The organism is Actinomycetospora atypica (assembly GCF_042653685.1).
Classification (GTDB): Bacteria; Actinomycetota; Actinomycetes; order Mycobacteriales; family Pseudonocardiaceae; genus Actinomycetospora; species Actinomycetospora atypica.
On the sequence record NZ_JBHSIV010000032.1, the window covers coordinates 24,424 to 51,129 of the forward strand.

Consider the following 26,706-nt stretch of genomic DNA (forward strand, 5'->3'; position numbering starts at 1 on the left):
GCATGCGCACGGAGATCGTCGCCATGCACATGAGCGACGGGATCGTGGACGCGCCGGTCTCGATCGCCTTCGGGCTGGTGGCACTCGTCGGTCTCGCGATCTGCGTGGCCCGGGCGCGGCGCGACCTCGACGACCGCACGGCCCCGCTCGCGGGCCTCGTCGCCGCGTTCGTCTTCGCCGTCCAGATGCTGAACTTCCCGGTGCTGCCGGGGGTCAGCGGCCACCTCCTGGGCGGCGCGCTCACCGCGATCCTCGTCGGGCCCTACGTCGGGGCGCTCTGCGTCGCGATCGTGCTCGTCCTGCAGGCCCTGCTCTTCGCCGACGGCGGCCTCTCCGCGCTCGGCACGAACATCACGAACATGGCGCTGATCGGGACGTTCGTCGGGTTCGCGGTGGCGGTGGCGCTGCGCCCCCTCGCCCGGCGATCGCGGGCGGGACTCCTCGTGACGGCGTTCGTCGCGGCCTGGGTGAACACGGTCGTCGCGTCGATGGGCTTCGTGCTCGAGTACGCCCTCGGCGGGCAGGGGCTCGCGCTCGGCACGGTGTTCGGCCTGATGGCGGGCTTCCACGCGCTGATCGGGATCGGCGAGGGCCTCATCACCGCCCTGACCGTCGGCGCCGTCGCCGCGGTGCGCCCCGACCTCGTGTACCTGCTGCGCGGGCAGCGCGCGGGCCTGGAGATCAAGGAGACGACGGTCCGGTGAGCACCTCCACGGCCAACCGCCGCTACGCGGGATTCCTCGGGGTCTTCCTGCTGGTCGCCCTGCTGCTCGCCGGGGTCGTCTCGTACGCCGCGAGCAGCTCGCCCGACGGGCTCGACGCCGTGACGCAGTCGGGCTGCGTCGAGAACGGCGAGCAGCTCGAGGGGCGGTGCATCGCGCAGAACGCCGGCGAGCACGCCACCGACGGCAGCCCGCTCGCCGGCTACACCGTGGGCGGCGACGACGCGCTGACCGGCGTCGCGGGCGTGATCGGGGTGCTGGTGACCCTGGCGATCGCGGGCGGCCTGTTCTGGGTGCTGCGCCGGAGGTCCGGCCCCTGATGGGAGCGGGCCACGCGCACACGCTGCACCACGCGGGCGACAGCCTCGTCCACCGCCTGCCCGCGCACGTCAAGATCGTCGTCGCGTTCGTCCTGGTGCTCGCCGTCGTCGCGACGCCCCGGGCGGCGTTCTGGGTGTTCGGGCTGCACCTCCTGCTGCTCGTCGGGATCTGGGTCGTGGCCCGCCTGCCGGTCGCCTCGATCGCCGCACGCTCGCTGATCGAGGCCCCGTTCGTGGTGCTCGCGGTGCTGCTGCCGTTCTTCGCGGCCGGGCCCCGCACCGAGTTCCTCGGGCTCTCGCTGTCGGTCGACGGCCTGCTCGCGGGGTGGAACATCCTGGTCAAGGGCACGCTCGGCGTCCTGATCTCGGTGACCCTCGGCATGACGACGCCCGTGCGCGACCTGCTCGTCGGGCTCGGCCGGCTGCGGGTGCCACCGATGATCACCACGATCGCGACGCTGATGGTCCGCTACCTCGAGGTGATCGCGGCCGAGGCCCGGCGGATGCGGCTGGCGCGCATCGCCCGCGGCCACGACCCGCGGTTCCTCTGGCAGATCGGCGCGACCGTGCGCGGGGTGGGGACGCTCTTCCTCCGCGCCTACGAGCGCGGGGAGCGGGTGCACCTGGCGATGCTCGCCCGCGGATACTCCGGGGCCATGCCGCTGCGCTCCGACGTCCCGACGAGCCCCCGGACCTGGCTCCGCGCCCTCGTCCCGGCCGCCGTCGCGGTGACCGGCGCGGCCGTGGCGTACCTGTGACGCCGGCGGGCGGGCCCTCGCTCGAGGTCTCCGGCCTGGCGTTCGCCTACCCCGACGGCCACCAGGCGCTCTTCGGCGTCGACCTGCGCATCGAGCGGGGCGAGCGGGTGGCGCTGCTGGGCCCCAACGGCGCGGGCAAGACGACCCTCGTCCTGCACCTCAACGGCGTGCACCGCGCGGGCGCCGGGACCGTGCGCGTCGGCGGGCTCGAGGTGACGAAACCGAACCTGCAGGAGGTCCGGCGCCGGGTCGGCGTCGTCTTCCAGGACCCCGACGACCAGCTGTTCATGCCGACCGTGGGCGACGACGTCGCCTTCGGGCCGCTGAACTTCGGGGTCGTCGAGCCCGAGCTGTCCGCCCGGTGCGCCGCGGCCCTCGACGCCGTCGGGATGGCCGACCACGCCGACCGCTCCCCCATGCACCTCTCCGGCGGGCAGCGCCGCCGGGTGGCCCTCGCGACCGTGCTGGCGTGCGACCCGGAGATCCTGGTGCTCGACGAGCCGTCGTCGAACCTCGACCCCGTCGCGCGGCGGGAGCTCGCCGAGGTCCTCCTGGGCCTCGACCGGACGATGCTCATGGTCACCCACGACCTGCCCTACGCCCTGCAGCTCTGCCCGCGGTCGGTGGTGATCGACGACGGCGTCGTGGTCGCCGACGCCCCCACCCGCGACCTGCTCGCCGACGAGGCCTTCCTGCGTGAGCACCGTCTCGAACTGCCCTTCGGCTTCACGCCCTCGCTAGGTTCCGCGGGGTGAGGAACCCCCTCGACCGCATCCGCCGCCTGCGCCGCGAGGCCGGCACCCGCCGCGACGTCGAGGCGCACACCCCGCCCGGCCCCCCGCTCACGAACATCCGCGAGGTCGCGGGGCTGCCGACCACCGACGGGCGCCGGACGCGGCCGGGGGTCCTGCTGCGCGGCGACGCGCCCTTCGCCGACGACGGCCCCGGCGCCCCGGGCTGGCCGGAGGGGGTCGAGTGGCCGCCGGGCGTCGCGATCGACCTGCGCAGCGACCCCGAGCTCGACCACCCCTACCCGCTCGCCGACACCCGCTGGCTGCACCTGCCGATGGTCGACGCGCTCTCCCCCGAGCTGCTGGCCCGCAGCGACCGGCGCCTGCGCCCCGGCGAGCTCTACCTCGCGCTGGTGGACGCGGCCCCGAACTGGTTGCCGACGGTGCTCGACGCCGTGATCGACGGGCCGCACCCGGTCCTCGTGCACTGCGCGGCGGGCAAGGACCGCACCGGGGTGTCGGTCGCCGTGCTCCTGCGCCTGGCCGGGGTCACCCGGGCCGCCGTCGACGCCGACTTCTCCCGCACCAACGCCCGCCGGGTCGCCCTGCAGCGGCGCCTGGAGCGCCGCGGGGCGATCCGCCCCGGCGTGGTGCGGGCCGGCGACGTCGGGGTGACGCGCGGCGACATCGTCGGGGTGCTCGACCGCCTCGACGGCGACGGGGCGCGGCAGCTCGCCCGCGACGCCGGGATTCCCGACGAGCGCGTGGAGCAGTGGCGCAAGGTCCTCCTGGCCTAGTCCGGCCCCGGTCTGTGCCCGACCACAAAGGGCGCCGCCCAACGCTGGGCCGCACCACAGTGCCGGGAGGGACCCCCGTCGGGAGACTGGTGATCAGTACCCCGACGGCCGGACCCCCGGAAGGTGGACCCTCGAATGACGAGCCCCGCGACCTGCCCCTGCTGCGGGGTCGTGGTCATGCCCGACGAGCTGGCGTACGACTTCGCCGGCGAGACCGTCGAGTCGCTGACGCGCGAGGTGACCTACCTGCGCGAGACCGTCGCGCGCCTGCGCGCCGCGGTCCACGCCGGCGGTGTGCGCCCCACGGCGGCCGTCACCGTCTGAGCCCGCTCACCCCGCCAGCAGGTCCGGGAGCTCCGCCAGGGTCGCTCCCGGCACCCCGGCGCGATCCGCCGCCCACGCCAGCAGGGTCGACTCCCACGGGAGCGGATCCCGGTCGGCGGGGCCGGCGGTGCGGTCGCCGTCGAGGACCACGCCGCGCGTGCCGTCGACCGTGACGGTCCGGCCCTCGAGGGCCGCCACGACGCCGTCGCCGCACCCCACGACGCACGGCACGCCCGCCTCGCGCGCCACCAGGGCCGCGTGCGAGGTGGTCCCGCCGTGCTCGGTCACGACGGCCACCGCCGCGTACATCGCGGGGACGTCGTCGGGCTCGGTGAAGGGCCGGACGAGGACCACCGGGACGTCGGGATCGGCGTCGAGGGCGTCATCGGGGTCGGTGACGACGAGGCCGGTGGCGATCCCCGGCCCCGCGGCCGTCCCCGTCGCGAGGGTCTGCCCGCCGCTCGCGGTGACCTCCTCGAGCCGGGCGCGGACGTGCTCGGGGGTGACCCGGCCGAGGGCGGTCGCCCGGTCGATGGTCCCGGCCTCGGCGAGGTCGACGGCGATGCGGACCGCCGCCGCGGCCGACCGCTTGCCCGCCCGGGCCTGCAGCACGTACAGGCGCCCCGACTCGACGGTGAACTCGACGTCGACCATGTCGCGGTACTCGGCCTCGAGGACTGCTGCCGCCGCGGCGAGCTCGGCGTGGAGGTCGGGCATGGCGTCGGCGAGGGCGGAGAGCCGCGCCGGGGTGACCGCGCCCGAGACGACGTCCTCGCCCTGGCCCCCGGCGACCCACTCGCCGTAGAGCTCCGGCGCACCGGTCGACGGGTCGCGGCTGAAGGCGACCCCGGTCCCGCTGTGCGCGTCGCGGTTGCCGAACACCATCGCCTGCACGGTGACCGCGGTCCCGCCGTCGTGCGGGATGCCGTAGCGCTCGCGGTAGACCCGGGCCCGCGGGCTGTCCCAGGAGCGGAAGACGGCCGCGATCGCCGCACGCAGCTGGTCCCACGGGTCGTCGGGCGGTCCGGCGGGGTCGACGACGTCGGCGTACGACCGCCGGAACCGCGCGGCCGTGTCCTCCGCCCACGCCCGGTCGCCGCTCTGCCCGGCGAGCGCCGCCGTCAGACGGGCGTTCAGGCCGAGGTTGAGGACGGTGTCCATCATCCCGGGCATGCTCTGCGCGGCCCCGGAGCGCACCGACACCAGCAGCGGCGAGGAGGGGTCGCCGAACCGGCGTCCGGTGTCCCGCTCGAGACCGGCCACGGCGCCGCGGACCTGCTCCCAGACATCGTCGGGAAGGCCGTCGCGGCACCGGGCGCCGACGGCGGTGGTGATCGCGAACGCCGCGGGGCCGGGCAGCCCGAGCGCGCGCATGCGGTCGATGCTCGTGGCCTTGCCGCCGAGGAGGTCGCGGCCCAGGCGGCTGGTGCCGTCGAGGGGGACGACGCCGGTCGCGGTCACGGGGTCTCCTCGGGAGCAGTAGCCGGGGCGTTGGCGGCGGCGGCGGCGCGCAGGGCGGTCAGCCCGCCGTCGAGGGGCAGGTCGAGCCCGCGGATCCAGGAAGCCCGGGGGTCGAGCAGGAACGCGACGGCGGCGGCGACCTCCTCCGGGTGGCCGTGGCGGCCCACGGCCCCGGCGGCCCGCTCGATGTCGGCCTCGCCCATGGAGGCGCGGAAGTCGGCGAGGATCGGGGTCTCCACCGGGCCGGGGCTCACCGAGTTCAGCCGCACGCCCGCGAGGTGGCGCACCGCCGTGAGCAGGGTCCAGCGCACGAGCGCCTTCTTCGAGACGTCGTAGGCCTCCGGCCCGGTGTGCGGGTGGCGTCCGAGCCAGGCCGCGATCCCGGCGGGGTCGGTGCAGGCCAGGAGCTCGTCGACGACCTCGACCGGGGCCGCGGAACGGTGCGCGGCGATCGAGGCCACGGTCACGACGGACCCGTCGGACGGCAGCTCCGGGAGCAGGCCGCCGATCAGCTGCAGCGGGGCGAGCACGTTGACCGCGAGGACGGTCGGGGCCGGAGCGGTGCCCGGCACGCCCGCGACGTGCGCGACCGCGTCGACCCGGCCCCGAAGCTCCCCGACGACCGCCGCGACCTGCGCGGGTTCGGCCAGGTCGCAGTGCAGCGGCTCGACCCCGGGGGCGGGGTCGAGCGGGGTGCGGTCGAGGGCGAGCACCTCGCAGTCGTCGCGCAGCTGCGTCACGAGCGCCGCCCCGATCCCCGACGCCGCGCCGGTCACCAGCACCCGCCGGCGCTCAGCCACGGGTGATCCGCACCGGGAGGTGCTTCGTCCCGCGGAAGAAGTTCGACGCGAGCCGGTCGATCTCCCCGGTCTGCTCGACGACGAGGCCGCGCTCGGCCAGGCGCCGGAAGAACACCGTCGTCTCGAGCCGGGCCAGGTGGGCGCCGAGGCAGGCGTGCGCGCCCCACCCGAAGCCGAGGTGGTCGCCCTCGTCGCGGTCGGGCCGGAACCGGTCGGGATCGGAGAACACCCGCTCGTCGCGGTTGCCCGAGGCGAACCACATCACGATCTTCTCGCCCGGGGAGACCGTCCGGCCGTGCAGCTCGAGGGGCTGCGTCGCCGTGCGTCGCATGCAGAGGACCGGGGAGACCCAGCGGAGCATCTCCTCCACCGCGGGGCACAGCCTCGTCGCGGGGTCGGCGGTGACCCACCCCCAGCTGCCGGGGAACTGGTTGAGCGCGTGGACGCCGCCGGAGACCAGGTTCCGGGTGGTCTCGTTCCCGGCGACCATGAGGACCAGGTAGTAGGCGTCGAGCTGGCCGCGGGTCAGCGGGCAGCCGTCGACCTCGGCACGCGCGAGCACCGACACCAGGCCGTCGTCAGGCGCCTCGCGGCGGGCGGACTCGAGCTCCCGGAAGTAGGCGAACACCTCGTCGCGGGCGCGGGCCGCGGTCTCCGGGCCGGCGGAGTACTCCGGGTCGGCCGAGGCCATCTGGTTGGTCCACCGCAGGATGTCGGGGCAGTCGGCGGCGGGGACCCCGAGCAGGCGGCCGAGGACGAGCAGGGGCAGCTGCGCGGCGATCTCGGCGACGAGGTCGAACTCGCCGGCGCCGATCCACGGGTCGAGCAGCTCGTCGACGACCGCGACGATCTCGGCCTCCCAGTGCTTCACCGCGGCCGGGCGCAGGGCCGGGACGACGAGGCGCCGCAGCTTCATGTGCTCCGGGGCGTCGAGGTGGTGGATGCTCCGGGCGCCCTCGCCCTCGGCGCGCCGGCTCGGGATCTGGGTCCCCTCCCGCACCGTCACGTCGGTCCCGGAGGCGACGCGCCGGACGTCGGCGTAGCGGGTCACCGACCAGAACCCGGGCCCGCCGTCGGGCTCGGGGTTCCAGTGCAGCGGGTGGTCGTCGCGCAGGAGCCGCAGGACCTCGGCGTCCCGGCCCTGGGCGAACACGGACACGTCGGTGAGGTCGATACTCGCCGCGGTGGTCACCATCGTCCCCTCGCTGGGCCGGCTGCTGCGGGCCCTGACGTGCTTGCCCGACGGTGACAGGCAACACTAGTCTGCGTCGAGATGCAACTGACGTTCACACTTCGGCGACGAGGAGGACACGGTGGACGACGTCCGGTTCCGGGCCATGCACGCCCTGCGGGTGAAGGGGATGAGCAGTCCGGCGGTCGCGGCCCGGATCGTGTCCCTGCCCGAGCCCGAGGTCGCCGACCGGTTCGCCGCCCTCCAGTCCGAGGGTCTCGTCCGGCACCGCTCCGGCGGCCGGGTGGAGGGCTGGAGCCTCACGAAGGACGGGAAGGCCGCGCACGGCGCGCTGCTGGCCGAGGCCGTCGACGAGGTCGACCGCACGGCCCTGGAGCAGGCCTACGAGCGGTTCCTGCCCCTCAACGGCGAGTTCAAGGCGGTCTGTCACGCCTGGCAGACGCGCGGTGACGACGCCACGCCGAACGACCACGCCGACCCGGCCCACGACGCGGCCGTCGTCGAGCGCCTGGCCGACGTCGACGCCCGGGTCGGCGGCGTCCTCGACGACCTCGGGGCGGCGGTCGACCGCATGGGTGCCTACCGCGCCCGGCTCGGCGCCGCCCTCGCGCGGGTCCGGGCCGGGGAGCGATCGGCGTTCACAGCGCCGCTGCAGGACTCTTACCACGACATCTGGATGGAGCTGCACCAGGACCTCATCCTCTCGCTCGGCCGCACGCGCGACGCGACCGACGAGGGCTGACCTCACCCGGGTCCCGACGGGCGGACGAGCCGGAGGTGGGCGGTCTCGTTGAGGCTGCCCAGCTGCCGGTGGCCGCGACGGGAGGCGAGGACCCGGCTCACCGAGGTGTAGTCGAGGCGGCAGAACATCCCGCGCGGCCGGGCGAGGAGGCCGCCGAGGTAGGAGTTGATGACCCCGCCGTGGCACACCACGGCGACCACGCCGCCCGAGCCGGACCCGACCACGTCGTCGAACGCGGCGCGGACCCGCCGCTCGAACTCGTCGGGATCGAAGCGGTGCGCGCCCCAGCGGCCGGTCTCCAGCGCCCGCCACAGCTCGGCCTGCTCGGTGTCGGACGCCTCCTCGACGGGGACGTAGCTGGGGGCGCCGGCGTCGAACTCGGCGAGCCGGTCGTCGACGCGCAGCGGCAGGGCCATCCGGTCCACCAGGTACCCGGCGGTCTCGCGCGCCCGGCGCATCGGGGACGTCCACACCGCGTCCGGGGCCGGCACCATCCCGGAGGCGAGGTACTCGGCGAGCAGTCCGGCGTCGCGCCGGCCCTCCTCGGAGAGCTGCGGGTCGGCCCCGCCGTCGGCGGCGTGCTCGCTGACCGGGCGCCCGTGGCGGACGAGGAGCATCTCCATCAGGGCTCTCCTCGTCCGGCGTGCGCCCCCGCGAGGCGGTCGCGCAGCACGCGGTGCAGGAGCTTGCCGGTGTCGTTGCGGGGCAGGGCGTCGACCAGGTGGACCTCGCGGGGGCACTTGACATGCGTGATCCGCGCTCGGCACCACCCGACGAGCTCGCCGGCGAGGTCGGGGCCCGCCCCGGTCGCGGGGACGACCACGGCGGCGACCCGCTCGCCGAACTCCTCGTCGGGCACGCCGAGGACCGCCACGTCGTCCACCTGCGGGTGCTCGGCGAGCAGGTCCTCGACCTCCCGGGGGTAGACGTTCACCCCGCCGGTGATGACCGTCTGGCCCGCGCGCCCCGTCAGGTACAGGAAACCCTCGGCGTCGAGGCGGCCGAGGTCGCCGACGGCGCCCCACCCCGGCGTGGCACCGAGGTCGGCCGAGCCGTCCGGACGACGCGCGGGCTCGGCCGCGTCGGGCGTGGCGAACCAGACCGTGCCGACCTCGCCGGGCGGCAGGGCCCGGCCGTCGTCGTCGGTGACGTGCACGGTGCTCGCGACGGCCCGGCCCACGGAGCCGGGGTGGGAGAGCCACCCGTGCGGGCCGATCACGGTGCGGCCGTAGCCCTCGCTCGCCCCGTAGTACTCGTGGACGATCGGCCCCCACCAGTCGAGCACCGCCTGCTTCACCGCGGGCGGGCACGGGGCCGCGGCGTGCACGGCGATCCGGTGGGAGGACAGGTCGTACCGGTTCCGGACGTCCGCGGGCAGGCGCAGCAGGCGGACGAACATCGTCGGGACCCACTGGCTGTGGGTGACCCGGTGGTGCTCGATCGCCGCGAGCGCGGCCTCCGCGTCGAAGCGCCGCATCAGCACCACCGTGCCCCCGGCCTGGTGCAGCGACTGCAGGAAGCCGAGCGGGCCCGCGTGGTAGGCGGGACCCGGGACGAGCAGCACGTCCGGGTCGTCCGCGCCGGGCGCCGAGAACCCGAGCATGCGCATCAGGCCGGCCGACCGGACGCCCACGTCGTCGGGGTGGACGTCGCGGGGCGGGACACGGAAGGGCTTGGGGCGGCCGGTGGTGCCCGAACTGAACAGGAGCCGCCCGCCGGCGCGCTCCGGCAGGTCGGGATCGCGGGGGGTGCCCGCGACGAGGGCGTCGAGGTCCTCGCCGTCAGTGGCACCGCCCACGAGCAGCCAGCGCACGCCCCGGGCCGCCGCGCCGAGCGCCTCGGCCGCGACCGGCGCCAGGTCGGGGGTGGTGACGACGACCCGCGGCGCGGCGTCGGCGAGCACGGGGGCGAGCTCGCGGGCGGTGAGGTGGGGGTTCACGGCGGCGAGCACGAGGCCGCTGCGCCAGCAGGCCCAGCAGACCTCGCCCCAGCGCACGTCGTTGCCCAGCAGGATCACGACGACGTCGCCGTCGACGAGGCCCGACCGGCCCGGGCCCCCGGCGCGCAGCGCGGTCGCGAGCCGGGCGCTGCGCCCGTCGAGCTCGCCGTAGGTCACGGTCTCGCCGGTCTCCGCGAGCACCACGGCCGGCCGGTCCGGCGCCTCTCGGGCGATGCTGCCGGGGTACACAGGGCGCTCCCCTCCGGGTCGACGCTGGACAGATGTATAGAACCAGTCGCATCGTGCTTCGGGCAACGCCACGTTCGCCGCGGCTCGGGTACCGCCCCGCGTGCGCTACCGTGACGACTGCTTCACGGCGGAGGATCGGGGTGGGCGGGTGAGCGGCGGGAGCGCGGCGTCCGGGGAGGCGCAGGACGGGCCCCCGGCCGCGGAGCCGGCGCCCCTGCGGCGCGGCAAGAACACCCGCGGCCTGCGGACGCGCCAGGAGCTGCTCGACGCCGCCGTGGGCTGCTTCTCCGAGTACGGCTACAGCCGCACCCGCATCGCCGACATCGTGTTCCGCGCCGGGGTCTCGCAGGGCAACTTCTACCGCCACTTCGCGAGCAAGGACGAGATCTTCCTCGAGGCGCTGCGCCCCAGCCTCGACGAGCTGACGGCGTCCACGCAGCGGACCGCCCGCTCCGGCGACGGGACCGACCGCGCCACGCTGATCGCCCTGACCAGCGCGTACCTGACCTCCTACGCCCGCAACCGCCGCATCCTGCGGGTCATGCGCGAGGCCGCCGCGACGAGCACCGACGAGGGCTTCAGCGAGCTGTGGCTGCGCCAGCGGGCGAACTACGTCGAGCGCACGGCGCGGTGGCTGCGCGAGCTGCACCGCCGCGGACGGCTCGCCGAGACCGACTTCGACCTGCTCGCCGACGTCCTCGGGTCGGCCATCGAGCAGACCGCCTACGTGCACATCGGGCTGGCCGCCGAGACGCCGCGGCGCGAGCGCATCGAGCAGCTCGCGACCGCCGTCGGCGAGGTCTGGCACCGCGCCCTGCCGCTCGTGTAGCGCCCCGTCGCCCGGGAGTCGCTTGACAGCCCGACGTGGCCCCCGTCACGATGCGACGAGCGAGTCACATCGCGCGCGACGCCGCCTCGACGTCGCCCGGTGACCGCGGGCCCGTCACCGGCGCGGCCCCGGCAGCGACGAGGGAGAGACCTCCGTGAACGACTGGCCGATCTTCGACGCGACCTCGAAGACGTTCCCGCTGTACTCGCGGGCCAACGTCGGTGAGATCTTCCCCGACCCGATCTCGCCGCTGAACGCGTCGGTCGGCTTCCAGGAGTACCTCGAGCCGGGTTGGCGCGACGCCTTCGTGGCCTGCGGGGTGTGGGAGCACGACCTCTACGACTCGACGGTCGACCGCAACGTGCTGCCCGCCTTCGGCAGCTACCTCTACATCAACATGTCGCTCATGCGGCTCTTCGGCGTCCGGGTGCCCGGCATGGGCGCCGAGGCCGTCGACCTGCAGTACTTCGGCGACATGCCCGGCATCCCGAGCTACGAGAGCGAGCGTCGCGACTTCGACGACGACCCCGCGTCCTCGGAGAAGGCCGGCGCCTGGCTGATGAACGAGGTCCTGCTCGCCGAGGGGCTGCCGGCCTACGACGCCGACCGCGCAGAGGTCCTCGCGGTGCGCGCCGGCCGGCCCGACGTCGCCACGCTGTCCGACCAGGAGCTCGTCGACCGGCTGCGCTCGTTCGGCCCCCTGCAGCGCCGCCTCTTCCAGCACCACATCGAGTCGAGCCTCAAGTCCGGGGTCGGGCTCGGCGCCGTCGGCCAGCTCGCCGCCGCGGTCGGGCGCCCCGAGCTCGGGCTCACCCTCGTCAGCGGCATCGGCGACGTCGACTCGGCCGGCCCGTCGAACGGGATGTGGGCGCTCAGTCGCCTCGCCCGCTCCGGCCCGGTCGCCGCCCTGTTCGACGAGGGCGTGACCGGACTGGCCGAGCGGATCGCGGCGGCCACCGACCCGGAGGTCGTCGCCTTCCGCGAGCACCTCGACGCCTTCCTCGCCGCCTGGGACTTCCGCGGCCCGGCCGAGTGGGAGCTGCGCGCGATGACCTGGGGCCTGCGCCCCGAGCTCGCGCTGCACACCGTCGACCGCATGCGCACGGTCCCCGACGACGAGGCCCCGGCGGTGAAGAACGCCGCGCGGGCCGCCGAGCGCGAGGCGGCCACCGCCACGGTGCGCGAGATGCTCGCCGGCGACCCCGACGCGTCGGGCCAGTTCGAGGTGGCCCTGCGGGCCGCGGCCCTGTGGCTGCGGGGGCGGGAGCGCTCGCGCACCACCTCGGCGATGCTGGTCCACGAGCTGCGCCTGCCCGCCCTCGAGCTGGGGCGCCGCGCCGCGGCGGCCGGGCACCTCGACGCCCCCGCCCAGGTCTTCATGCTCTTCGCCGAGGAGCTCGACGCCTGGCTCGCCGACCCGGCATCGTTCACCGAGCGGCTCCGCGAGCGCGAGCGGGTCTACCTCGACCTGTTCGACCGCGAGCCGCCGTTCGTCGTCGTCGGCGAGGCGCCGCCGCTCTCGGAGTGGAAGCGCCGCTCGGACCGGACCCACACCGCGGCCACCGCGGGCGAGGTGATCCAGGGCGTCTCCGGCTGCACCGGCGTCACCCGGGGCCGCGCCCGCATCTTCACCGACCCCGACGACGACGCCGAGCTCGAGCCCGGCGACATCCTCGTCGCCCCGATCACCGACCCGTCCTGGACGCCGCTGTTCGTGGCCGCGTCCGCGGTGGTCGTCGACGTCGGCGCGCCGTTCTCGCACGCGGCGATCGTCAGCCGCGAGCTCGGGATCCCGTGCGTGGTGTCGGCGACCGACGCCACCGGCCGCATCCCCGACGGCGCGACGATCGAGGTCGACGGCACCGCCGCCACCGTCACGATCGTCGGCTGAGCCCGGTGGGCTCCTCCCCCGTCGAGGTCGTCCGCCGCTACCTCGACGAGATCTACCACGCCGGAGACGTCGAGCTCGTCCGCGAGATCACCGCGGACGGGCTCGTCCGGCACGACCCCGGCGGCACCCGCACCCTCAGCCACGACGACCAGGTCGCCCGCATCCGCGCGGATCTCCCGCAGTGGCAGCCCTTCTTCACCGCCGAGGTCCTGGCCGGCGACGACGAGTTCGCCGTCCTCGTCTGGACCGCCCGCGGCCGCACCGCCGAGCGCCTGCTGTCGGGCATCGAGGTCTTCCGCGTGTCCGACGGCCGCATCACCGACGTCTGGAACACCCCCTACTCCACCGAACCGTGGGGCTGACGCCCCCGACGAATCGAGGTCGACCCGTGAGCCTCACCGCCTCCGTCCCCCTGCTGCACGAGACCACCGAGATCGACGCCGACTGGGTCGGCGCGGTCCTCGCCGACGCCTTCCCCGGTGTGGAGGTCCGCGGGGTCACCTGCCGCCCGATCGGCGCGGGCAACGTGAGCGACACCGTCCACGTCGGCATCGACTACGCGACCCGTCCGCCGGGCGCCCCCGACGCGGTCGTCGCGAAGTTCCGGCCCCGCTCCCCCGAGGTGCACCAGCACGGCCTGGGCAGCGGTGCCTACCACCGCGAGATCGGCGGCTACCGCGCGATCACCGAACGCGCCGCCTGCCGCATCCCGCACCTGTTCCACGTGGCCGGCGACGAGACCAACATCAACCTCGTCGTGGAGGACCTCACCGCCGCGACCCCCGGCAACCAGGTCGCCGGGTGCGGCCCGGCCGAGGCCGCCGCCGTGCTCACCCAGCTCGCCCGGCTGCACGGGACCTTCTCGCCCGTCGATCCCGCCACCGCACCCGCGTGGCCGATCCGCATGGCCGAGGCCGCCGACTACTGGACCCCGATGGTGCGGACCGGCTCGGCGACGGCGCTCACGCGCTACCGCGACCGGCTCTCGGCCGACGACCTCGAGATCGTCGCCGCGGCGAGCGAGCTCGCGCACGAGTGGCACCTGCTGCCCCAGACCCGTCTGACGCTCACCCACGGCGACCCGCGGGTCGACAACGTGCTGTTCGAGCAGGCGGACGGCGCGGTCCGCGCGGTCCTCATCGACTGGCAGGTCACCGGGCTGCGCAACCCGATGTACGACGTCGGGTACTTCCTCTCGGGCAGCCTCACCGTCGCCGACCGGCGCGAGCACGAGGACCGGCTGCTCCGGCACTACCTCGCCGAGTACGCCGTGGTCGACCCCGGCTACCCGGTCGAGGAGGCCGTCGAGGACTACCGCACCCAGGTGATGAGCGGACTCATGATCACCACGGCCGCGATCGCCGTGCTGCCGGACGTCGAGCAGGTCAACACCCTCATCCTCGCCCTGCTGGAGCGGAACTGCGCGGCCGTGGCCGACCGCGGCGCCGTGGAGGCCGTCCGCGCCCGGCGGGTCCCGGAGCAGCGGCGGTGACGAGGCACCCCGAGCTGGGCTTCTACACCCTCGGCGGTCAGCCGGAGTCACCGCGGGAGCTGCTCGACGAGGTCCGCCTCGCCGAGGAGCTCGGGTTCGGCACCGCGTTCCTCTCCGAGCGCTTCTCGATCAAGGAGGCGGCCTGCCTCACCGGGGCGATGGGGGCGATCACCTCGGAGCTCGGCGTCGCCACCGCCGCGACGAACCACAACACGCGCCACCCGGCCGTGACCGCGGCGTGGGCCACGACGATGCACCGGCTCACCGGGGGTCGGTTCACGTTGGGGCTCGGGCGGGGGCTCGCGCCGCAGCTCAAGGCCTTCGGACTGCCGCCGACCACCACGGCGCAGCTCGAGGACTTCATCGGGCTGATGCGCCGGTTGTGGCACGGGGAGACCGTGACCGGCCACGACGGCCCGGCCGGGAGCTGGCCCGCGCTGCGACTCGATCCCACGTTCGACGAGGACATCCCGGTCGCCCTGACGGCCTTCGGACCGCAGACCCTGGCCCTGGCGGGCCGGGCGGCGGACGCCGTCGTCCTGCACACCTTCTTCACCGACGAGACGACCGCCCGTTGCGTCGCCACGGTCCGCGAGGCCGCCGAGCGGGCCGGACGCGACCCCGCCGCGGTCCGGGTGTGGTCCTGCTTCGCGACGGTGCCCGACCACCTGCCCGAGGAGACCCGGCTGAAGCGCACGGTGGCGCGGCTGGCGACCTACCTGCAGGTCTACGGGGACCTCCTGGTGCGCACCAACGGGTGGGACCCGGCCGACCTCGAGCGCTTCCGCGCCGACCCGGTCGTCGCGGGCCTCGGGGGGTGGGCCGACGTCGTCGCCACCCGCGACGAGATCGAGCACCTCGCTACCGTGCTCCCGGCCGACTGGCTCGCCCCCGCCGCGACCGGGAGCCCGGAGAGGTGTGCCGCGGCGGTGGCGGCCCAGCTCGACCTCGGGGTCGACGGCGTGATCATGCACGCGTCGACGCCGGCCGAGCTCGCCCCCGTCGTCGAGAGCTACGGGAGGACCGCACCCGTCCCGGTGTGATCAGGCCCGGCCGCGCGCGGCCGGGCTGCGCGCGGCCCGCGCGGTCTCCCCGAGCCGGGTGACCGCCTCCGCGAGCGCCTCCGCCGGACCCGGCCGGCGCACGACGATGCCGGCGACGAGCCCCTCGCCGACCGCCTCCGCCACGAGGTCGGCGGCCAGCTCCAGGCCGGGCCCGGGGTCGTCCCCGGCCGCCCGCATGCGGGCGAGCACCCCGTCGGGGACCACCACGTCGGGCACCTCGTGGCCCAGGTGCTCGGCCTCGGCGAACCCGGAGAGCGGCGCGACCGTCAGCAGCACCGGCACTCGCACGCCGACCGCGGCGAGCCCCGCGAGCACCCGCCGGACCCGGTCGAGCTCGAAGACGGGGCGGGTCACGAGGAACTCCGCACCCGCCTCCACCTTCTCCCGCACGCGCGCCATCTCGCGGTCGAGGTCGTCCGAGCCGGGCGTGACCCGCACCCCCACCCGGAACGGCGCCGCCGGGAGGCGCAGCCCGTCGGCGTCGACGCCGCCGGTCAGCCCGGCCGCCAGCCCGACGAGCCCGACCGCGTCGACCTCCCACACCCCGTCGCGCACGGGGCGGTCGGCGTGCACGGGCGGGTTGCCGGTCTCGCAGACGATCGTGTGCACGCCGAGGGCGTCGAGCCCGAGCAGGTCGGCCTGCAGGGCCATGCGGCTGGCGTTCCAGCTGGTCACGGTCAGCGCGACGTCGGCGTCGACCGCCTCCTGCAGCCCGGCGGCGACGGCCGCGGCGGTGGTGCGCGGACGCCGGGAGCGCTCGCGGCCCGCCCAGAGCACCTCCGGGCCCGCCGCGAGCGCGGCCCGCCCGCGGGCCACGTGCGCGTCGAGCCCCTCGGGCCCGGTCAGCTCCGCGACCACCAGGGGACGACGGTGCCGGGCCTCGAGCCACCGCCCGAACGCGCCGCGCCCCGGCTCGCCGGCCCTACCCGGAGCCGTCGTGTCCGGTGTCGGGCCGGGCGCCAGGTGCAGGACCCGGCGGGGCGGGACCACCGGCTCGTCGGGGACCGGGCCCTCGGCCAGCGCGGTGGCGGCCGCCGCGACGTGCGCCGGGGTGGTCCCGCAGCACCCGCCGACGAGCCGGGCGCCGGCGGCGACGTAGCGCGCGGCGTAGCGCCCGAAGTGCGCGGCGTCGGAGGCGAACCGGACGCTGCGGTCGGAGACGACGTGCGGCAGGCCCGCGTTCGGCTGGGCGGTCACCGCGACCCCGGGTGGCACGGCGGCCGCCATGCGCCGCACCACGGTGAGCAGCCCCTGCGGCCCCAGGGTGCAGTTCGACCCGATCGCGACCGGTCCGAGCGCACCCACCACCGCGGCCACCTCCTCCGGGCTCTCGCCGTGGGTGGTCACCGGCTCGCCGTCCTCGAAGACGAACGTCGCCTGCGCGACGATCGGCAGGTCGGTGGCCTCGCGGGCGGCGGAGAGCGCGTCGGCGAGCTCCTCGGCGTGGGCGAAGGTCTCGAGGATCAGCAGGTCGGCCCCGCCCTCGGTCAGGGCCGCGGCCTGCTCCCGGACCGCCGCCCGCACCGCGACCGGGTCGGCCGGGCCCGGGACGCGCGGGGAGGTGGCCGGGGAGATCGACCCGGCCACGAACACGCGGCGCCCGGCGTCGTCGGCGACCGCCCGCGCCAGCCGGGCGGCGGTCAGGTTGATCTCGCGGACCTGCCGGGTCAGCCCGTGGGGGGCGAGGCGCAGGCGGCCCGCGCCGTAGGTGTGGGTCTGGATCACCTGCGCGCCCGCGTCGGTGTAGCGCCGGTGCAGCGCCGAGACGAGCTCGGGCGCGAGCAGCACCAGCTCGCTGCCGGCGCCGTCGGCCCGCGCCCCGGTGGCCTGCGCGAGCGTGCCCATCGCGCCGTCGCAGAGCAGCGTCCCGCGCCAGAGTGCCTCGGTGAATCCCCCGTCGCTCCGCTCGCCCGAGATGAATCCCCCGTCGCTCCGCTCGCCCGAGCCGAACCCCGTCACTCCATCCACCCGAGGATCTCGAGGGCGACCTGCGCGGCGAGCCGGTCACGGTACTGGTCGAGGACGAGACCCGAGAGCTCCTCGGCGCGCCGCAGCCGGTAGCCGACGGTGTTGGGGTGCACCGAGAGGACCTTCGCGGTGCGCTGCGGGCTGCCGTCCTCGCGGAAGTAGCGCGCGAGCGTGCGGATCAGCTCCACCGTGCGCTCGGACGGGTCGGTGGCCAGGCGCCCGAGCACCTCGCGGGCGAACACCCGGGCGTCCTCGGGGTCGGGGACCTGCAGCAGCAGCCGGTGGACCCCGAGGTCCTCGAAGCGCAGCAGGCGGCCCTCGCGGCCGAGCCGGCGGGCGGCCTCGACGGTGCGGTGCGCCTGGTCGTAGGAGCCCGGGAGCCCCGCGACGTCGGGCACCTCCCGGCCCAGCGCGACCGTCACCGGCCACGGCTCGCGACCGCGGGCCATCCCGGTGGCCACCCGGTTCCCGACGCCCTCGGGATCGGCGTCGGCCGGGATCACCGCCACCACCTCGCGGTCCCGCACCACCGCGAGGACGTCGGGGACGAGGCGGGCGATCCGGTCGCGGACCGTGGCGAGCAGCTCGGCGGGGGCGGTCCCCTCCTCCTCGGCGGGAGCGGCGGGCACGACGACGAGCACGCGGTGCGTCCGGTCGGCGTCGAGCCCCACGTGCTCGGCCCACTGCGCCGCCTCGGCCGAGGACCGCGCGCGGCCCAGCACGAGCCCCGAGATCAGGTCGTCGCGGACCTGGCCGGCGGCCACGGCGAGCACCCGCTCGCGCCCGAGCAGCACCCCGACGATCGTGGCGGCGTGCTCGGCGGCGAGCAGGACCACGTCGTCGCCGGCCGGGCGGACGTCCTCCCCCGGGTCCTCCTCGGCCACCAGGAACCCCGCGACCGACCCGGCGACCTCGACCGGGACCACCACCCGCACCCACGTGCCCGACCCCGGCACCCGCAGGGCCCGCCCGCCCCGGGCCGCGGCCGCGAGCACCCGCTCCCAGCGCGGCTCGGCGATCTCGGCGCGCAGCACCGCCGCGGCCCGCGCCTCGTCGACCCCGGGCGCGGAGGCCGCCAGGACGGTCGAGTCGGGCGCGACGACGGCCGCCACCACCCGGAGCTCCCCGGTCAGCAGCCGGGTGACCGCGCCGGGTCCGTCGGGGGCGGCGGCGAGGGCCGAGAGGCGCCGGTAGAGCACGACGAGGCCGCGCAGGGTCTCGCCGCCCCCGCTGCGCGCCGCCGGCGGGGCGGACCTGCCCACCGGGAACCGGCCTGCTGCCACCACGGGTCCAGTGTGCCGTGACCCGCCCGCCGCGAGAGGGTGATCACCACACCCCAGAGCAAGGAGGACCCCCGTGGCCGAGCCGAATCCCCGTCGCTCCGCTCGCCCCAGGATCGTCGTCGTCTTCTACTCCGCCACCGGCAACGTGGCCGCGCTCGCCGAGGCCCTCGGGGAGGGGGCGCGCGGTGAGGGCGCCGAGGTGCGCGTGCGGCCCGTCGTCGAGCGGGCCCCCGCCGAGGCGATCGAGGGCAACCGGCGCTGGAAGGAGTGGGTGGAGAACAACCCCTACGAGACCACCGCCTCGCTCGACGACCTCGAGTGGGCCGACGGCATCGCGCTCGGCAGCCCCACCCGCTTCGGCGGCGCCGCCGAGCAGCTCAAGGCCTTCCTCGACACCACCGGCGGGCTGTGGGCGCAGGGCAAGCTCGCGTCGAAGGTGGGGACCTCGTTCACCTCGGCCTCGACGGAGCACGGCGGCCTCGAGACGACCATCGCCGCGATGAACAACGTCTACTACCACTGGGGCACGCTGATCATGCCGCTCGGCTACGCCGCCGACCCCTCGCTGATGAGCTCGGGGAACCCCTACGGCGCGTCGTGGGTGTCGAAGAAGTCGTCGGCCCCCGACGACGACGCCCTCGTCGCGGCCCGGGTGCAGGGCGCGCGGCTCGCGCAGGTCGCCGCGAAGATCGCCGACTGAGCCACGGGGCTCGTCGGGAAGAGCGCGGGGCGGGTCAGGACACGCAGGGCGGGCCCCACATGCCCACCCCGTCGTCCTGCGCCACGCCCTGCTCGCGGTCGAAGACGGCCCGGTACTGCGCGGCGCCCGAGGCCTTCGCGTGCCCGCCGAGGATGGCCGCGTCGGTGTAGGAGAGCTGGCTGCCGAGCACGGCGTAGGCGCGGGTGGGCCCCGACGGGGACGGCGGCAGCGTCGGGTCGGGCACGAGGGTCACGGTCTGCCCGTCGAGGGTCTCGCGGGCGAAGGCGAGCGCGGCCGGCGTGGCGCACGCCGGGATCGTCGCCGCGTCGAGCCCGACGACCGCGACGGTGACGGGGCGCCCGTCGACGTCGACCACCACGGTCGCGGGGTCGAGGACCTGGCGCACCTGCCCGCGCAGCACCGGCGGCCCGGTCGGGGCCGCGTCGGCCGCGGGCGCCGGCGCGGGAGCGGGCGACTGCGCACCCACCTCCTGCTGCCCACCCGACGTCGCGAGCACGATCGAGAGCGCCCCGAGCAGCAGCACCAGCACGCCCAGGACGGCGAGCGCCGCCAGGGTCCCCCGCGAGCGACCCCGCTCGGGGGGCGGGGCGGCCGCGGGACGACCGGCGCCGAAGCGCGGCACGTCGTCGCCGTCGAGGGGGTAGAGATCGCCGACCTCGACGACCACCCAGACGTCCGTCGGCCGGCCCGGCACCGGGGACTCCGGCAGGTCGGGGTGCTCCGCGCGCAGCTCGGCGGCCGGCACCACCCGGGCGGTGCCGTCGAGGTGCAGCCCCCGGCGACCGTCGTGGTCGACGAGCAGCATGCCCAGCCCGGCGACCTCGGCGAGGTTCGCGCGGACGGCGGTGGTCGACTCCTCGCCCTCGTCGGGGAAGGCGAGCCGCGTCGCGTCGAGGACCCGCAGGAAGCAGCGCGGGCCGGACAGCACGCTGATGTCGCGCCGTCCGTGCAGGTCGGAGGTGGCGAGCACGGCCGTGCCCGCGGCGACCACCCGGTGCAGGACGTCGCCGTGCAGCGGGCCGTCGGGGAACGGCTCCTCGTCCCAGTCATCGGGCCCGGCGTCGTCGTCGGTCCACGCGTCCTGGGGATCGGGATCGGGCTCGGGGCGGGCCTCGTCGGGCGGCGCCTCCCCGGTCACCCCGCGAGGGGGACCGGCCTCGTCGTCGTCCGCGGCACGGGGCCCCGGGAGCCGCGAGAGGTCGATCTCCCCGGTGGTCTCCCCCGACCTGTCCTCGACCCTTCCGAGCCCGCCGTTCATACGCGATCCCCCGTTCGCGACCCCCGGCCGTGGTCCGGGATGCGCACGACCGTACTCGGAAAACGCGCCCGGACTACCCCGAAAGGGGCACTCGATCAGGGACTTCCCCCCGATGGCGACCCTGCGTCACCCCGGGGGAACCAAGGGTCGTCCCGGATGTCGCGGCCCGGCCCGACGACGAGGGTCGTCGTCCATGCGGACCTGGCGGCAGCTCCTCGTGTGGCTCCACGTGCTGACCTCGCTCGCCTGGATGAGCACGGCGCTCGGCCTCGTCGTGCTGTTCGCGCTCTCCCGCGACGAGCCGGCGCGCGCCGCGGCCGCCGTCGACATGGCCCACGTGCTGGACATGACCCTGCTCGCGCCGGCCGCGAACGCCTCCGCGGTCACCGGGGTGCTGCTCGCCCTCGCCACGCGCTGGGGCCTGCTCCGTCACGGGTGGGTCGCCGCGAAGTTCGCGATCACGCTCGGGCTGCTCTACGTGGGGATCGGCATCCTGTCGGTGCAGCTGCGCGCGGTGGACGCCGGCGACGCCCCGGCCCCGGGCGGGATGGCCGCCGCCGCGGCGTGCATGGTCGCCGCCCTCGGGTTCCAGGCGTGGCTCTCGATCGCGAAGCCGTGGTCGACCTTCCGGTTCGCCGCCCGGCCGGCACCGCCGACGGCCGGCGCCGGCTGGTTCGCGGCCGGGGCGGTGGCCACGGTGGGCGACCTCGCGCTGAGCCAGGTGCTCGGCTTCCCGAGCCCCGTGTTCGCGGTGCCGACGCTGCTCGGCGCGGTCGTCTGGCTGCGCCTGGTCGGGGCGGTCAGTCCAGCGCCCGGCGGACGAACCCCTGGATCCCGATCGCCCCGAACAGCAGACACGAGAACACCAGCGCCAGCACGCACAGCCAGCCCGGCAGGTGCACGATCTGCGGCGTCAGCGCCCCCCGCAGCCCCTCCGCCACGTACGTGATCGGGTTGAGCGCGCAGATCACCTGGAACCACCGCAGCTGCCCGATCTGCAGGAACGGGAACTGCGTGCAGCCGGTGAACAGCAGCGGGGTGATGACCACCGCGAAGACGATGTTGATCCGGCGCGGGCTCACGAGCGTCCCGATGACGAGGCCCGCCGATCCGCCGGCGAGCGCGCCGAGCACGAGCAGCAGCGCCGAGATCGGCAGCCCGCCCAGGTCCCAGACCACCTCGTCGAGCACCAGGTAGCCCACCGGGATCATCACCAGGGACCCGATCAGACCCCGGAGCGCCCCGAACACGATCTTCTCCACCGCCACCATGCGGGTCGACAGCGGCGCGAGCAGGCGGTCCTCGATCTCCTTGGTGTAGGAGAAGTCGATGACCAGCGGCAGCGCCACGGCCTGCACCGCGACGAAGAACGCGTTGAGCGCGAGCAGGCCGGGCAGCAGCAGCTGGGCGTAGCCGGGCGCGATGTAGCCGAGCTGGCCCAGCACCTTGCCGAAGACGAACAGCAGGAAGAACGGCTGGACGAGGACCTGGGACAGGAAGCTGCCCAGCTCCTTGCCCGTGACGGCGACGTCGCGCCCGAGGACGCCGAGGAAGGCCCTCCCCTGGGAGACCGCCGGGGGGCGGTGCAGCTCGGTGGTGCTCATCGCAGTCCCCGTCCGGTCAGGTCGATGAAGACGTCCTCGAGGGTGGGCTCGCCGAGCGCGACGTCGAGGACGCGGCCGCCGGCCGAGCCCACCTCGTCGAGCAGGCCGGGGAGCGCGGCACCCGCCTCCCCCTCGACGCGCAGGCGCAGGCGGGCCGGAGCCGCGTCCGGCCCGTCGCCGCCCGAGAGCACCTCGGCGCCCGCGGTGCCCCGCACCGCGGCGAGCCGCTCCCGCAGCCGGTCGGGCTCGACGCCGGTGACGGTCAGGTCCACGGTGGCCGACCCCGTCAGGCGGCTCACCAGCGCGGCGGGCGTGTCGAGGGCGAGCAGCACCCCGTGGTCGACGATGCCGACGCGGTCGGAGAGCTTGGCCGCCTCGTCCATGTCGTGGGTGGTGAGCACGACCGTCACCCCGCCCGCCGCGAGCTCCGCGACGCGGTCGTGGACGAAGAGCCGCGCCTGCGGGTCGAGCCCCGTGGAGGGCTCGTCGAGGAAGAGCACCCGCGGGTCGTGCATGAGGCCGCGGGCGATGATGAGGCGCTGCGCCTGGCCGCCGGAGAGCTGGTCGGGGTTCGTCGTGGCCTTGTCCGTGAGCCCCATGCGCTCGAGGAGCTCGTCGGCCAGCGGACCGCGCCGGGCCCGCGGGACACCGTGGTAGGCGGCGTGCCAGACGAGGTTGGCCCGGGAGTCGAGCGAGCGGTCGAGGTTCGGCCGCTGCGGGACCACCCCGAGCACCGCGCGGGCGCCGACGGGGTCGGCCTCGACGTCGATCCCGGCGACGGTGGCGCGGCCGGAGGTCTTGCGGACGCGGGTCGTCAGGACCCCGATCGTCGTCGTCTTGCCGGCGCCGTTCGGGCCGAGCAGGCCGAACACCTCCCCGGGCGCGACGGCGAACGAGATGCCGTCGACCGCGTTGGTCTTCGCCTTCGGGTAGCGCTTGACGAGGTCGGCGACCTCGACCGCGGGAGCGGGTGGGTTCTCGGCGCCCCTGGTGGAGGGCTCCGTCTGGGTCGACACGTCCCGCGACGCTACGCGGGGCGGGACGACCTCGGCATCTCGATAGCGGGTGGACGCCCGACGGCGCGTGCGACCTCACCCGCGGTTCAGGTCAAGCGCTCAGCAGTCGCGCAGCGCCGGGCTCTGGTTGAGCAGCTGCCCGCGCGGCGAGACGAACGCGGCGTACGTCGCGGCGTCGGCGCCGTCGAGCCCCGCGGGCGCGAAGGCCGCGACCTTGTGGCAGTTCTGGAAGGCGAGCCGCACGCCGAAGTGGCGCTCGAGGCCTCCACGGATCGCGTCCGAGGCGAGGGCGCGCAGCAGCTGGCCGCGCTCGGCCTCGGAGGGCGGCGGGACCTCGTGGACGGTCGGCGACCCGGGCACGGGCTCCGCGCCCGCCACCGAGGACACGACCTGCCATGCGTAGGGCAGCGAGTCGCGCACGCAGGCGACGAAGTCGGCGTCGGACACCTCGTCGCGGTCGGCGGCGGCGAGCAGCTCGGGGGAGACGTCGAGGGACACGGGGACTCCTAGGAGGTGGGGGCGGGCAGGACGAAGTCGGGGTCGATCTGGTCGAGCAGCGCGGCGCCGGCCCAGCGCTCGGCGTTGCGCCGGTGCAGGGCGACGGTGTCGGCCTGGAAGCGCACCCGGTCCGGCGGCAGGGCGTCGAGGGTGGCGCGCAGGGCGTCGAGCGCGGCCGCGTTCTCCGGCTCCAGCCCGGCGATCGCCCGGTCGGCGCCCCGGTCGCCGGCCCGCACGTGGGCCGAGGAGCCGAGGACGGCGAGCAGGCCGACGTCGTCGGGAAGGGAGGTCCGCAGGAAGGCCTCGTCGTCGGGATCGGCGATCTTGTTCCCGACGACGCCGAGGCGCACCCCGAAGTCGCGGGCGTAGCCCGCGTACTGGCGGACCACCCCGACCGCGCGCAGCGTCGGCTCGCAGACCAGCACCGTGAGGTCGAAGCGGGTGAACAGGCCGGAGGCGAACGCGTCGGCGCCGGCGGTCATGTCGACGACGACGTACTCGCCCTGCCCGTCGACGAGGTGGCCGAGCAGCAGTTCGACGGCGCCGGTCTTGGCGTGGAAGCAGGCGACGCCGAGGTCGGCGTCGTCGAAGGCGCCGGCCAGCCCGAGCCGGACGCCGGGGACGACCTCGCGGATCGCGGCGTCGTAGGCCGGGTTGTCCTCGTCGACCCGCAGCAGCCGCGAGCCGCGGCCGGGCGGCGTCGTCTTGATCATCCGGTCGGCGGCGGGGAGGCGCGGGTTGTCCCCGCGCAGCCACTCCTTGAGCACCCCGACGTGGCCGGACAGCGTGGGCAGGCCCGCCGCGGTGGTCTCGTCGGCGCCGAGGGCGACGGCCAGGTTCTGGTTGATGTCGGCGTCGAGCGCGAGCACGGGCGCCCCGGTCGCGGCGGCGCGCAGGGCGAACAGCGACGCGAGGGTGGTCTTGCCGCTGCCGCCCTTGCCGACGAAGGCGATCTTCACGGGCCGGACGTTATCCGACAACGGTTGTCGTTATCGATCGGGGTACCGCGCCGGAGTCAGCGATGGCACATCGCTGACGTCAGATGTCAGCGATGTGCCATTGCTGCCACTCGGGCCGCAGGACCGTCAGCCCGAAGCGCGGCCCAGGGGGACCGAGATCAGGAGCGGCCCGTCGGAGTCGAGCCCGCGCTGCAGGGCGGCCCGCAGCTCCTCGGCGGTCGACACCGACTCGGCCGGCACCCCGTAGCCCGCGGCCAGGGCGCCGAAGTCGACGGCCGGGAGGTCGAGCCCGGGCGCCTTCGGCGTGTTCTCCCGCGAGGCGAACCACTTGAGGATCGCGTACTCGTGGTTCTCCAGGACGAGCACCGTGACCGGCACGCCGAGCGCGGCGGCGGTGCCGAGCGCCTGGATCCCGTACTGCATCGAGCCGTCGCCGATGGCCGCGAGGACCGGGCGGGACCGGTCGGCCAGGGCGACCCCCACGGACGCCGGCAACCCGAACCCCAGACCGCCCGACGTCGTGAAGAACGACGAGCCGGGGCGCTGCACCGGGCGGCGCGCGTGCAGGGCGGCGCGGTTGGAGGGGGTCTCGTCGACGACCACGCCGTCGACCGGCCACACGGCCCCGACCACGTCGAAGACCTCCTCGGGCGTGAGAGTTCCCGGGGTGGTCGAGGCCTGGGCGGCGGTCGTGGTCGGCGCGGACCCCGGGACCGCGCGGTCGCCGGGCGCCACGCGCTCGAGCAGCGCCCGCACGACGGTCGCCGGGTCGGCCACCAGCGCGTCGCCCATCGGGGCGCGCGCGGCCTGGTCGGGGTCGGAGGTCACGTGGTGCAGCACCGTGCCCTCGGCCAGGAAGCCGCCCGGGACGTAGGGGTAGTAGCGGAACACCGCGGTGCCGAGGACGACGACGACGTCGTGCGCGGCGAGGGTCTCCGACACCGGGGCGATCGCCATGGGCAGCGAGCCGCGGTAGAGCGGGTGGTTCTCGGGGAAGCCGACGCGGCCGTCCGACGGCGGCCCGTAGACCGCGCACTGCAGCCTCTCGGCGAGCGCCACGGCCTCGTCGAACGCGCCGCCGGAGTCGACGTCGCCGCCGACCACCAGGGCCGGCGCCGACGCGGCGTCGAGGGCTGCGACGAGGGTGTCGAGGCCGGCCTCGTCGGGGGCGGCGGGGTGGCGGACGACGCGCTGCGCCGCCCGCCGGGCGACCTCGAGGTCGTCGCCGGTGAGCTCGACGTCCCAGTCGTCCATGGGGATCGAGACGAACACCGGCCCGGTGGGGTGGGTCGTCGCGAGGTGGATCGCCCGCGCGATCGTCGCGGGCACGTCCTGGGCGCGCGGCGGCTCGGCCGAGTACTTGACCGTCGGGCGCGGCAGCTCGGTGGCGCGCGGGTTCGCGAGCATCGCCTCGAGCGTGAGCATCGGGCGCACCTGTTGGCCGGCCGTGACCACCAGCGGGGTGCCGTTGGCGGCCGCGTTGACCAGCGCCCCGACGGCGTTGCCGACGCCGGGGGCGGTGTGCAGGTTGACGAGCGCGGGCCGCCCGGTCGCCTGGGCGTAGCCGTCGGCCATCCCGACGACGACCGCCTCCTGGAGCCCGAGGACGTAGGTGAAGTCGTCGGGGAACTCCTGGAGCATCGGGAGCTCGGTGGACCCGGGGTTCCCGAAGACCGTCGTCATGCCGTGCGCCCGGAAGATCTCGAGCGTCACGTCCCGCACCGTCGTCGGGGGTCCGCCTGCGCCGCGCTGCGCGTCCTGGGGAGTCACGCCGGAGGGTCTACCCCCTCCGGACCCGACTCACCACGCCTGCGCGGGCACCCGTGAGGGCAGGTGCAGCCTGCTCACCCGGACCACCACGTCGGGTAGTCCGTCCTCGTCGAAGTTGCGCCGCATCTCCTCGGCACGGAGCGTCGCCGCGAACCCCTCGTAGGGCCCGTGGGCGTCCATCTCCCCCGTCTCCGGGTCGAAGACCAGGACCACGTAGCCGTCGCACTCGTCCAGATCCGCGGCTGCCGCCAGCAGTGCCGCAGGTCGTTCGTTCAGCACGATGATCACCTCCGCTCCGTTCATCGCCACGATGACGGC

27 protein-coding genes are annotated in these 26,706 nt (G+C 75.7%); 13 read left to right on the top strand and 14 right to left on the bottom strand.

The genetic code is table 11. The features are described 5' to 3' along the window. Nucleotides 1-2: 2 nt before the first annotated feature. The 6 genes from ACFPBZ_RS23415 to ACFPBZ_RS23440 all read left to right on the top strand — a co-directional run bounded on the left by ACFPBZ_RS23415 (nucleotide 3) and on the right by ACFPBZ_RS23440 (nucleotide 3,652). Nucleotides 3-704 carry an energy-coupling factor ABC transporter permease gene (locus tag ACFPBZ_RS23415; RefSeq protein ID WP_378038520.1) on the top strand — a complete coding sequence of 234 codons (702 nt, stop codon included), beginning with the start codon at nucleotides 3-5 and terminating at the stop codon, nucleotides 702-704. Then, nucleotides 701-1,042, top strand: coding sequence for a PDGLE domain-containing protein (locus ACFPBZ_RS23420; protein WP_378038521.1), 342 nt, complete (start codon nucleotides 701-703; stop codon nucleotides 1,040-1,042). Before ACFPBZ_RS23415 ends, ACFPBZ_RS23420 begins: the two co-directional genes overlap by 4 nt. Then, nucleotides 1,042-1,800 (top strand): cobalt ECF transporter T component CbiQ, encoded by a 759-nt coding sequence (gene cbiQ, locus ACFPBZ_RS23425; RefSeq protein ID WP_378038522.1) that lies wholly within the window; start codon nucleotides 1,042-1,044, stop codon nucleotides 1,798-1,800. The genes ACFPBZ_RS23420 and cbiQ overlap by 1 nt, the downstream gene beginning before the upstream one ends. Then, nucleotides 1,797-2,555, top strand: a complete 759-nt coding sequence (locus tag ACFPBZ_RS23430) for an energy-coupling factor ABC transporter ATP-binding protein (RefSeq protein ID WP_378038523.1) — start codon at nucleotides 1,797-1,799, stop codon at nucleotides 2,553-2,555. Before cbiQ ends, ACFPBZ_RS23430 begins: the two co-directional genes overlap by 4 nt. Continuing rightward, nucleotides 2,552-3,328: a tyrosine-protein phosphatase gene (locus ACFPBZ_RS23435; protein WP_378038524.1), complete on the top strand. Its 777-nt coding sequence runs from the start codon at nucleotides 2,552-2,554 to the stop codon at nucleotides 3,326-3,328. The genes ACFPBZ_RS23430 and ACFPBZ_RS23435 overlap by 4 nt, the downstream gene beginning before the upstream one ends. A 135-nt stretch (nucleotides 3,329-3,463) precedes the next feature. After that, entirely contained in the window at nucleotides 3,464-3,652 is a 189-nt protein-coding gene (locus tag ACFPBZ_RS23440) for a hypothetical protein (protein WP_378038525.1), read from the top strand. Nucleotides 3,653-3,658: 6 nt separating this feature from the next. Here ACFPBZ_RS23440 and ACFPBZ_RS23445 read toward each other — a convergent pair whose 3' ends face one another. Genes ACFPBZ_RS23445 through ACFPBZ_RS23455 form a run of 3 tightly spaced genes read right to left on the bottom strand, consistent with a single transcriptional unit; the run spans nucleotide 3,659 to nucleotide 7,108 of the window. Then, on the bottom strand, nucleotides 3,659-5,113 hold the full coding sequence (locus tag ACFPBZ_RS23445) for a pyruvate, phosphate dikinase (RefSeq protein WP_378038526.1): 1,455 nt from the start codon (nucleotides 5,111-5,113) through the stop codon (nucleotides 3,659-3,661). Further along, nucleotides 5,110-5,913, bottom strand: coding sequence for an SDR family oxidoreductase (locus tag ACFPBZ_RS23450; protein ID WP_378038527.1), 804 nt, complete (start codon nucleotides 5,911-5,913; stop codon nucleotides 5,110-5,112). Before ACFPBZ_RS23450 ends, ACFPBZ_RS23445 begins: the two co-directional genes overlap by 4 nt. After that, a complete protein-coding gene (locus ACFPBZ_RS23455) occupies nucleotides 5,906-7,108 on the bottom strand; it encodes a cytochrome P450 (protein WP_378038528.1) in 1,203 nt (400 codons plus the stop codon). Before ACFPBZ_RS23455 ends, ACFPBZ_RS23450 begins: the two co-directional genes overlap by 8 nt. Nucleotides 7,109-7,226: 118 nt before the next feature. Here ACFPBZ_RS23455 and ACFPBZ_RS23460 point away from each other — a divergent pair, with 118 nt between their 5' ends. Continuing rightward, complete coding sequence (locus tag ACFPBZ_RS23460) at nucleotides 7,227-7,847, top strand: MarR family transcriptional regulator (RefSeq protein ID WP_378038529.1); 621 nt, start codon at nucleotides 7,227-7,229, stop codon at nucleotides 7,845-7,847. A 2-nt stretch (nucleotides 7,848-7,849) separates the two neighbouring features. Here ACFPBZ_RS23460 and ACFPBZ_RS23465 read toward each other — a convergent pair whose 3' ends face one another. Together ACFPBZ_RS23465 and ACFPBZ_RS23470 are read right to left on the bottom strand one after the other, a co-directional pair. Beyond that, nucleotides 7,850-8,470, bottom strand: coding sequence for a histidine phosphatase family protein (locus ACFPBZ_RS23465; protein WP_378038530.1), 621 nt, complete (start codon nucleotides 8,468-8,470; stop codon nucleotides 7,850-7,852). Beyond that, nucleotides 8,470-10,035, bottom strand: a complete 1,566-nt coding sequence (locus ACFPBZ_RS23470; RefSeq protein ID WP_378038531.1) for an AMP-binding protein — start codon at nucleotides 10,033-10,035, stop codon at nucleotides 8,470-8,472. Before ACFPBZ_RS23470 ends, ACFPBZ_RS23465 begins: the two co-directional genes overlap by 1 nt. Nucleotides 10,036-10,183: 148 nt before the next feature. Here ACFPBZ_RS23470 and ACFPBZ_RS23475 point away from each other — a divergent pair, with 148 nt between their 5' ends. From ACFPBZ_RS23475 to ACFPBZ_RS23495, 5 genes are all read left to right on the top strand, one after another. Beyond that, a complete protein-coding gene (locus ACFPBZ_RS23475; RefSeq protein ID WP_378038532.1) occupies nucleotides 10,184-10,864 on the top strand; it encodes a TetR/AcrR family transcriptional regulator in 681 nt (226 codons plus the stop codon). A 154-nt stretch (nucleotides 10,865-11,018) separates the two neighbouring features. After that, nucleotides 11,019-12,755, top strand: coding sequence for a PEP-utilizing enzyme (locus tag ACFPBZ_RS23480; RefSeq protein WP_378038533.1), 1,737 nt, complete (start codon nucleotides 11,019-11,021; stop codon nucleotides 12,753-12,755). 5 nt (nucleotides 12,756-12,760) lie between these two features. Beyond that, nucleotides 12,761-13,117, top strand: coding sequence for a nuclear transport factor 2 family protein (locus ACFPBZ_RS23485; RefSeq protein ID WP_378038534.1), 357 nt, complete (start codon nucleotides 12,761-12,763; stop codon nucleotides 13,115-13,117). 26 nt (nucleotides 13,118-13,143) lie between these two features. Continuing rightward, entirely contained in the window at nucleotides 13,144-14,247 is a 1,104-nt protein-coding gene (locus ACFPBZ_RS23490; RefSeq protein ID WP_378038535.1) for a phosphotransferase family protein, read from the top strand. After that, nucleotides 14,244-15,290 (top strand): TIGR03857 family LLM class F420-dependent oxidoreductase, encoded by a 1,047-nt coding sequence (locus ACFPBZ_RS23495; protein WP_378038536.1) that lies wholly within the window; start codon nucleotides 14,244-14,246, stop codon nucleotides 15,288-15,290. Before ACFPBZ_RS23490 ends, ACFPBZ_RS23495 begins: the two co-directional genes overlap by 4 nt. Here the strand turns inward: ACFPBZ_RS23495 and ACFPBZ_RS23500 are convergent, their stop codons facing one another. Next, nucleotides 15,291-17,279 (bottom strand): homocysteine S-methyltransferase family protein, encoded by a 1,989-nt coding sequence (locus tag ACFPBZ_RS23500; protein ID WP_378038537.1) that lies wholly within the window; start codon nucleotides 17,277-17,279, stop codon nucleotides 15,291-15,293. Next, the gene (locus ACFPBZ_RS23505) at nucleotides 17,267-18,565 is read right to left on the bottom strand and encodes a PucR family transcriptional regulator (RefSeq protein WP_378038538.1); all 1,299 of its coding nucleotides are present in this window, start codon (nucleotides 18,563-18,565) and stop codon (nucleotides 17,267-17,269) included. Before ACFPBZ_RS23505 ends, ACFPBZ_RS23500 begins: the two co-directional genes overlap by 13 nt. Before the next feature lie 70 nt (nucleotides 18,566-18,635). Between ACFPBZ_RS23505 and wrbA the strand changes: the two genes are divergently transcribed. After that, nucleotides 18,636-19,262 carry an NAD(P)H:quinone oxidoreductase gene (gene wrbA, locus ACFPBZ_RS23510; RefSeq protein ID WP_378038539.1) on the top strand — a complete coding sequence of 209 codons (627 nt, stop codon included), beginning with the start codon at nucleotides 18,636-18,638 and terminating at the stop codon, nucleotides 19,260-19,262. Between the two features lie 34 nt (nucleotides 19,263-19,296). Here the strand turns inward: wrbA and ACFPBZ_RS23515 are convergent, their stop codons facing one another. From ACFPBZ_RS23515 to ACFPBZ_RS23545, 7 genes are all read right to left on the bottom strand, one after another. Further along, on the bottom strand, nucleotides 19,297-20,541 hold the full coding sequence (locus ACFPBZ_RS23515; protein ID WP_378038540.1) for a pyridoxamine 5'-phosphate oxidase family protein: 1,245 nt from the start codon (nucleotides 20,539-20,541) through the stop codon (nucleotides 19,297-19,299). Nucleotides 20,542-21,341: 800 nt separating this feature from the next. Then, nucleotides 21,342-22,145: an ABC transporter permease gene (locus ACFPBZ_RS23520; protein ID WP_378038541.1), complete on the bottom strand. Its 804-nt coding sequence runs from the start codon at nucleotides 22,143-22,145 to the stop codon at nucleotides 21,342-21,344. Next, entirely contained in the window at nucleotides 22,142-23,161 is a 1,020-nt protein-coding gene (locus ACFPBZ_RS23525; protein ID WP_378038542.1) for an ABC transporter ATP-binding protein, read from the bottom strand. Before ACFPBZ_RS23525 ends, ACFPBZ_RS23520 begins: the two co-directional genes overlap by 4 nt. A 99-nt stretch (nucleotides 23,162-23,260) precedes the next feature. Continuing rightward, a complete protein-coding gene (locus ACFPBZ_RS23530; protein WP_378038543.1) occupies nucleotides 23,261-23,659 on the bottom strand; it encodes an SCO5389 family protein in 399 nt (132 codons plus the stop codon). Between the two features lie 8 nt (nucleotides 23,660-23,667). Continuing rightward, on the bottom strand, nucleotides 23,668-24,618 hold the full coding sequence (locus tag ACFPBZ_RS23535; protein ID WP_378038544.1) for an ATP-binding protein: 951 nt from the start codon (nucleotides 24,616-24,618) through the stop codon (nucleotides 23,668-23,670). A 126-nt stretch (nucleotides 24,619-24,744) separates the two neighbouring features. Next, complete coding sequence (gene mdlC / locus ACFPBZ_RS23540) at nucleotides 24,745-26,388, bottom strand: benzoylformate decarboxylase (RefSeq protein WP_378038545.1); 1,644 nt, start codon at nucleotides 26,386-26,388, stop codon at nucleotides 24,745-24,747. 30 nt (nucleotides 26,389-26,418) lie between these two features. Further along, a complete protein-coding gene (locus ACFPBZ_RS23545; RefSeq protein WP_378038546.1) occupies nucleotides 26,419-26,691 on the bottom strand; it encodes a hypothetical protein in 273 nt (90 codons plus the stop codon). Between the last annotated feature and the right edge of the window lie 15 nt (nucleotides 26,692-26,706).

Excerpts from the sequence above, each read along its gene's own strand:
- ACFPBZ_RS23520 (WP_378038541.1), bottom strand. The coding sequence starts at position 22,145 with ATGAGCACCACCGAGCTGCACCGCCCCCCGGCGGTCTCCCAGGGGAGG.
- ACFPBZ_RS23515 (WP_378038540.1), bottom strand. The coding sequence starts at position 20,541 with ATGAACGGCGGGCTCGGAAGGGTCGAGGACAGGTCGGGGGAGACCACC.
- ACFPBZ_RS23455 (WP_378038528.1), bottom strand. The coding sequence starts at position 7,108 with ATGGTGACCACCGCGGCGAGTATCGACCTCACCGACGTGTCCGTGTTC.
- ACFPBZ_RS23545 (WP_378038546.1), bottom strand. The coding sequence starts at position 26,691 with ATGAACGGAGCGGAGGTGATCATCGTGCTGAACGAACGACCTGCGGCA.
- ACFPBZ_RS23440 (WP_378038525.1), top strand. The coding sequence starts at position 3,464 with ATGACGAGCCCCGCGACCTGCCCCTGCTGCGGGGTCGTGGTCATGCCC.
- cbiQ (WP_378038522.1), top strand. The coding sequence starts at position 1,042 with ATGGGAGCGGGCCACGCGCACACGCTGCACCACGCGGGCGACAGCCTC.
- ACFPBZ_RS23465 (WP_378038530.1), bottom strand. The coding sequence starts at position 8,470 with ATGGAGATGCTCCTCGTCCGCCACGGGCGCCCGGTCAGCGAGCACGCC.
- ACFPBZ_RS23415 (WP_378038520.1), top strand. The coding sequence starts at position 3 with ATGCGCACGGAGATCGTCGCCATGCACATGAGCGACGGGATCGTGGAC.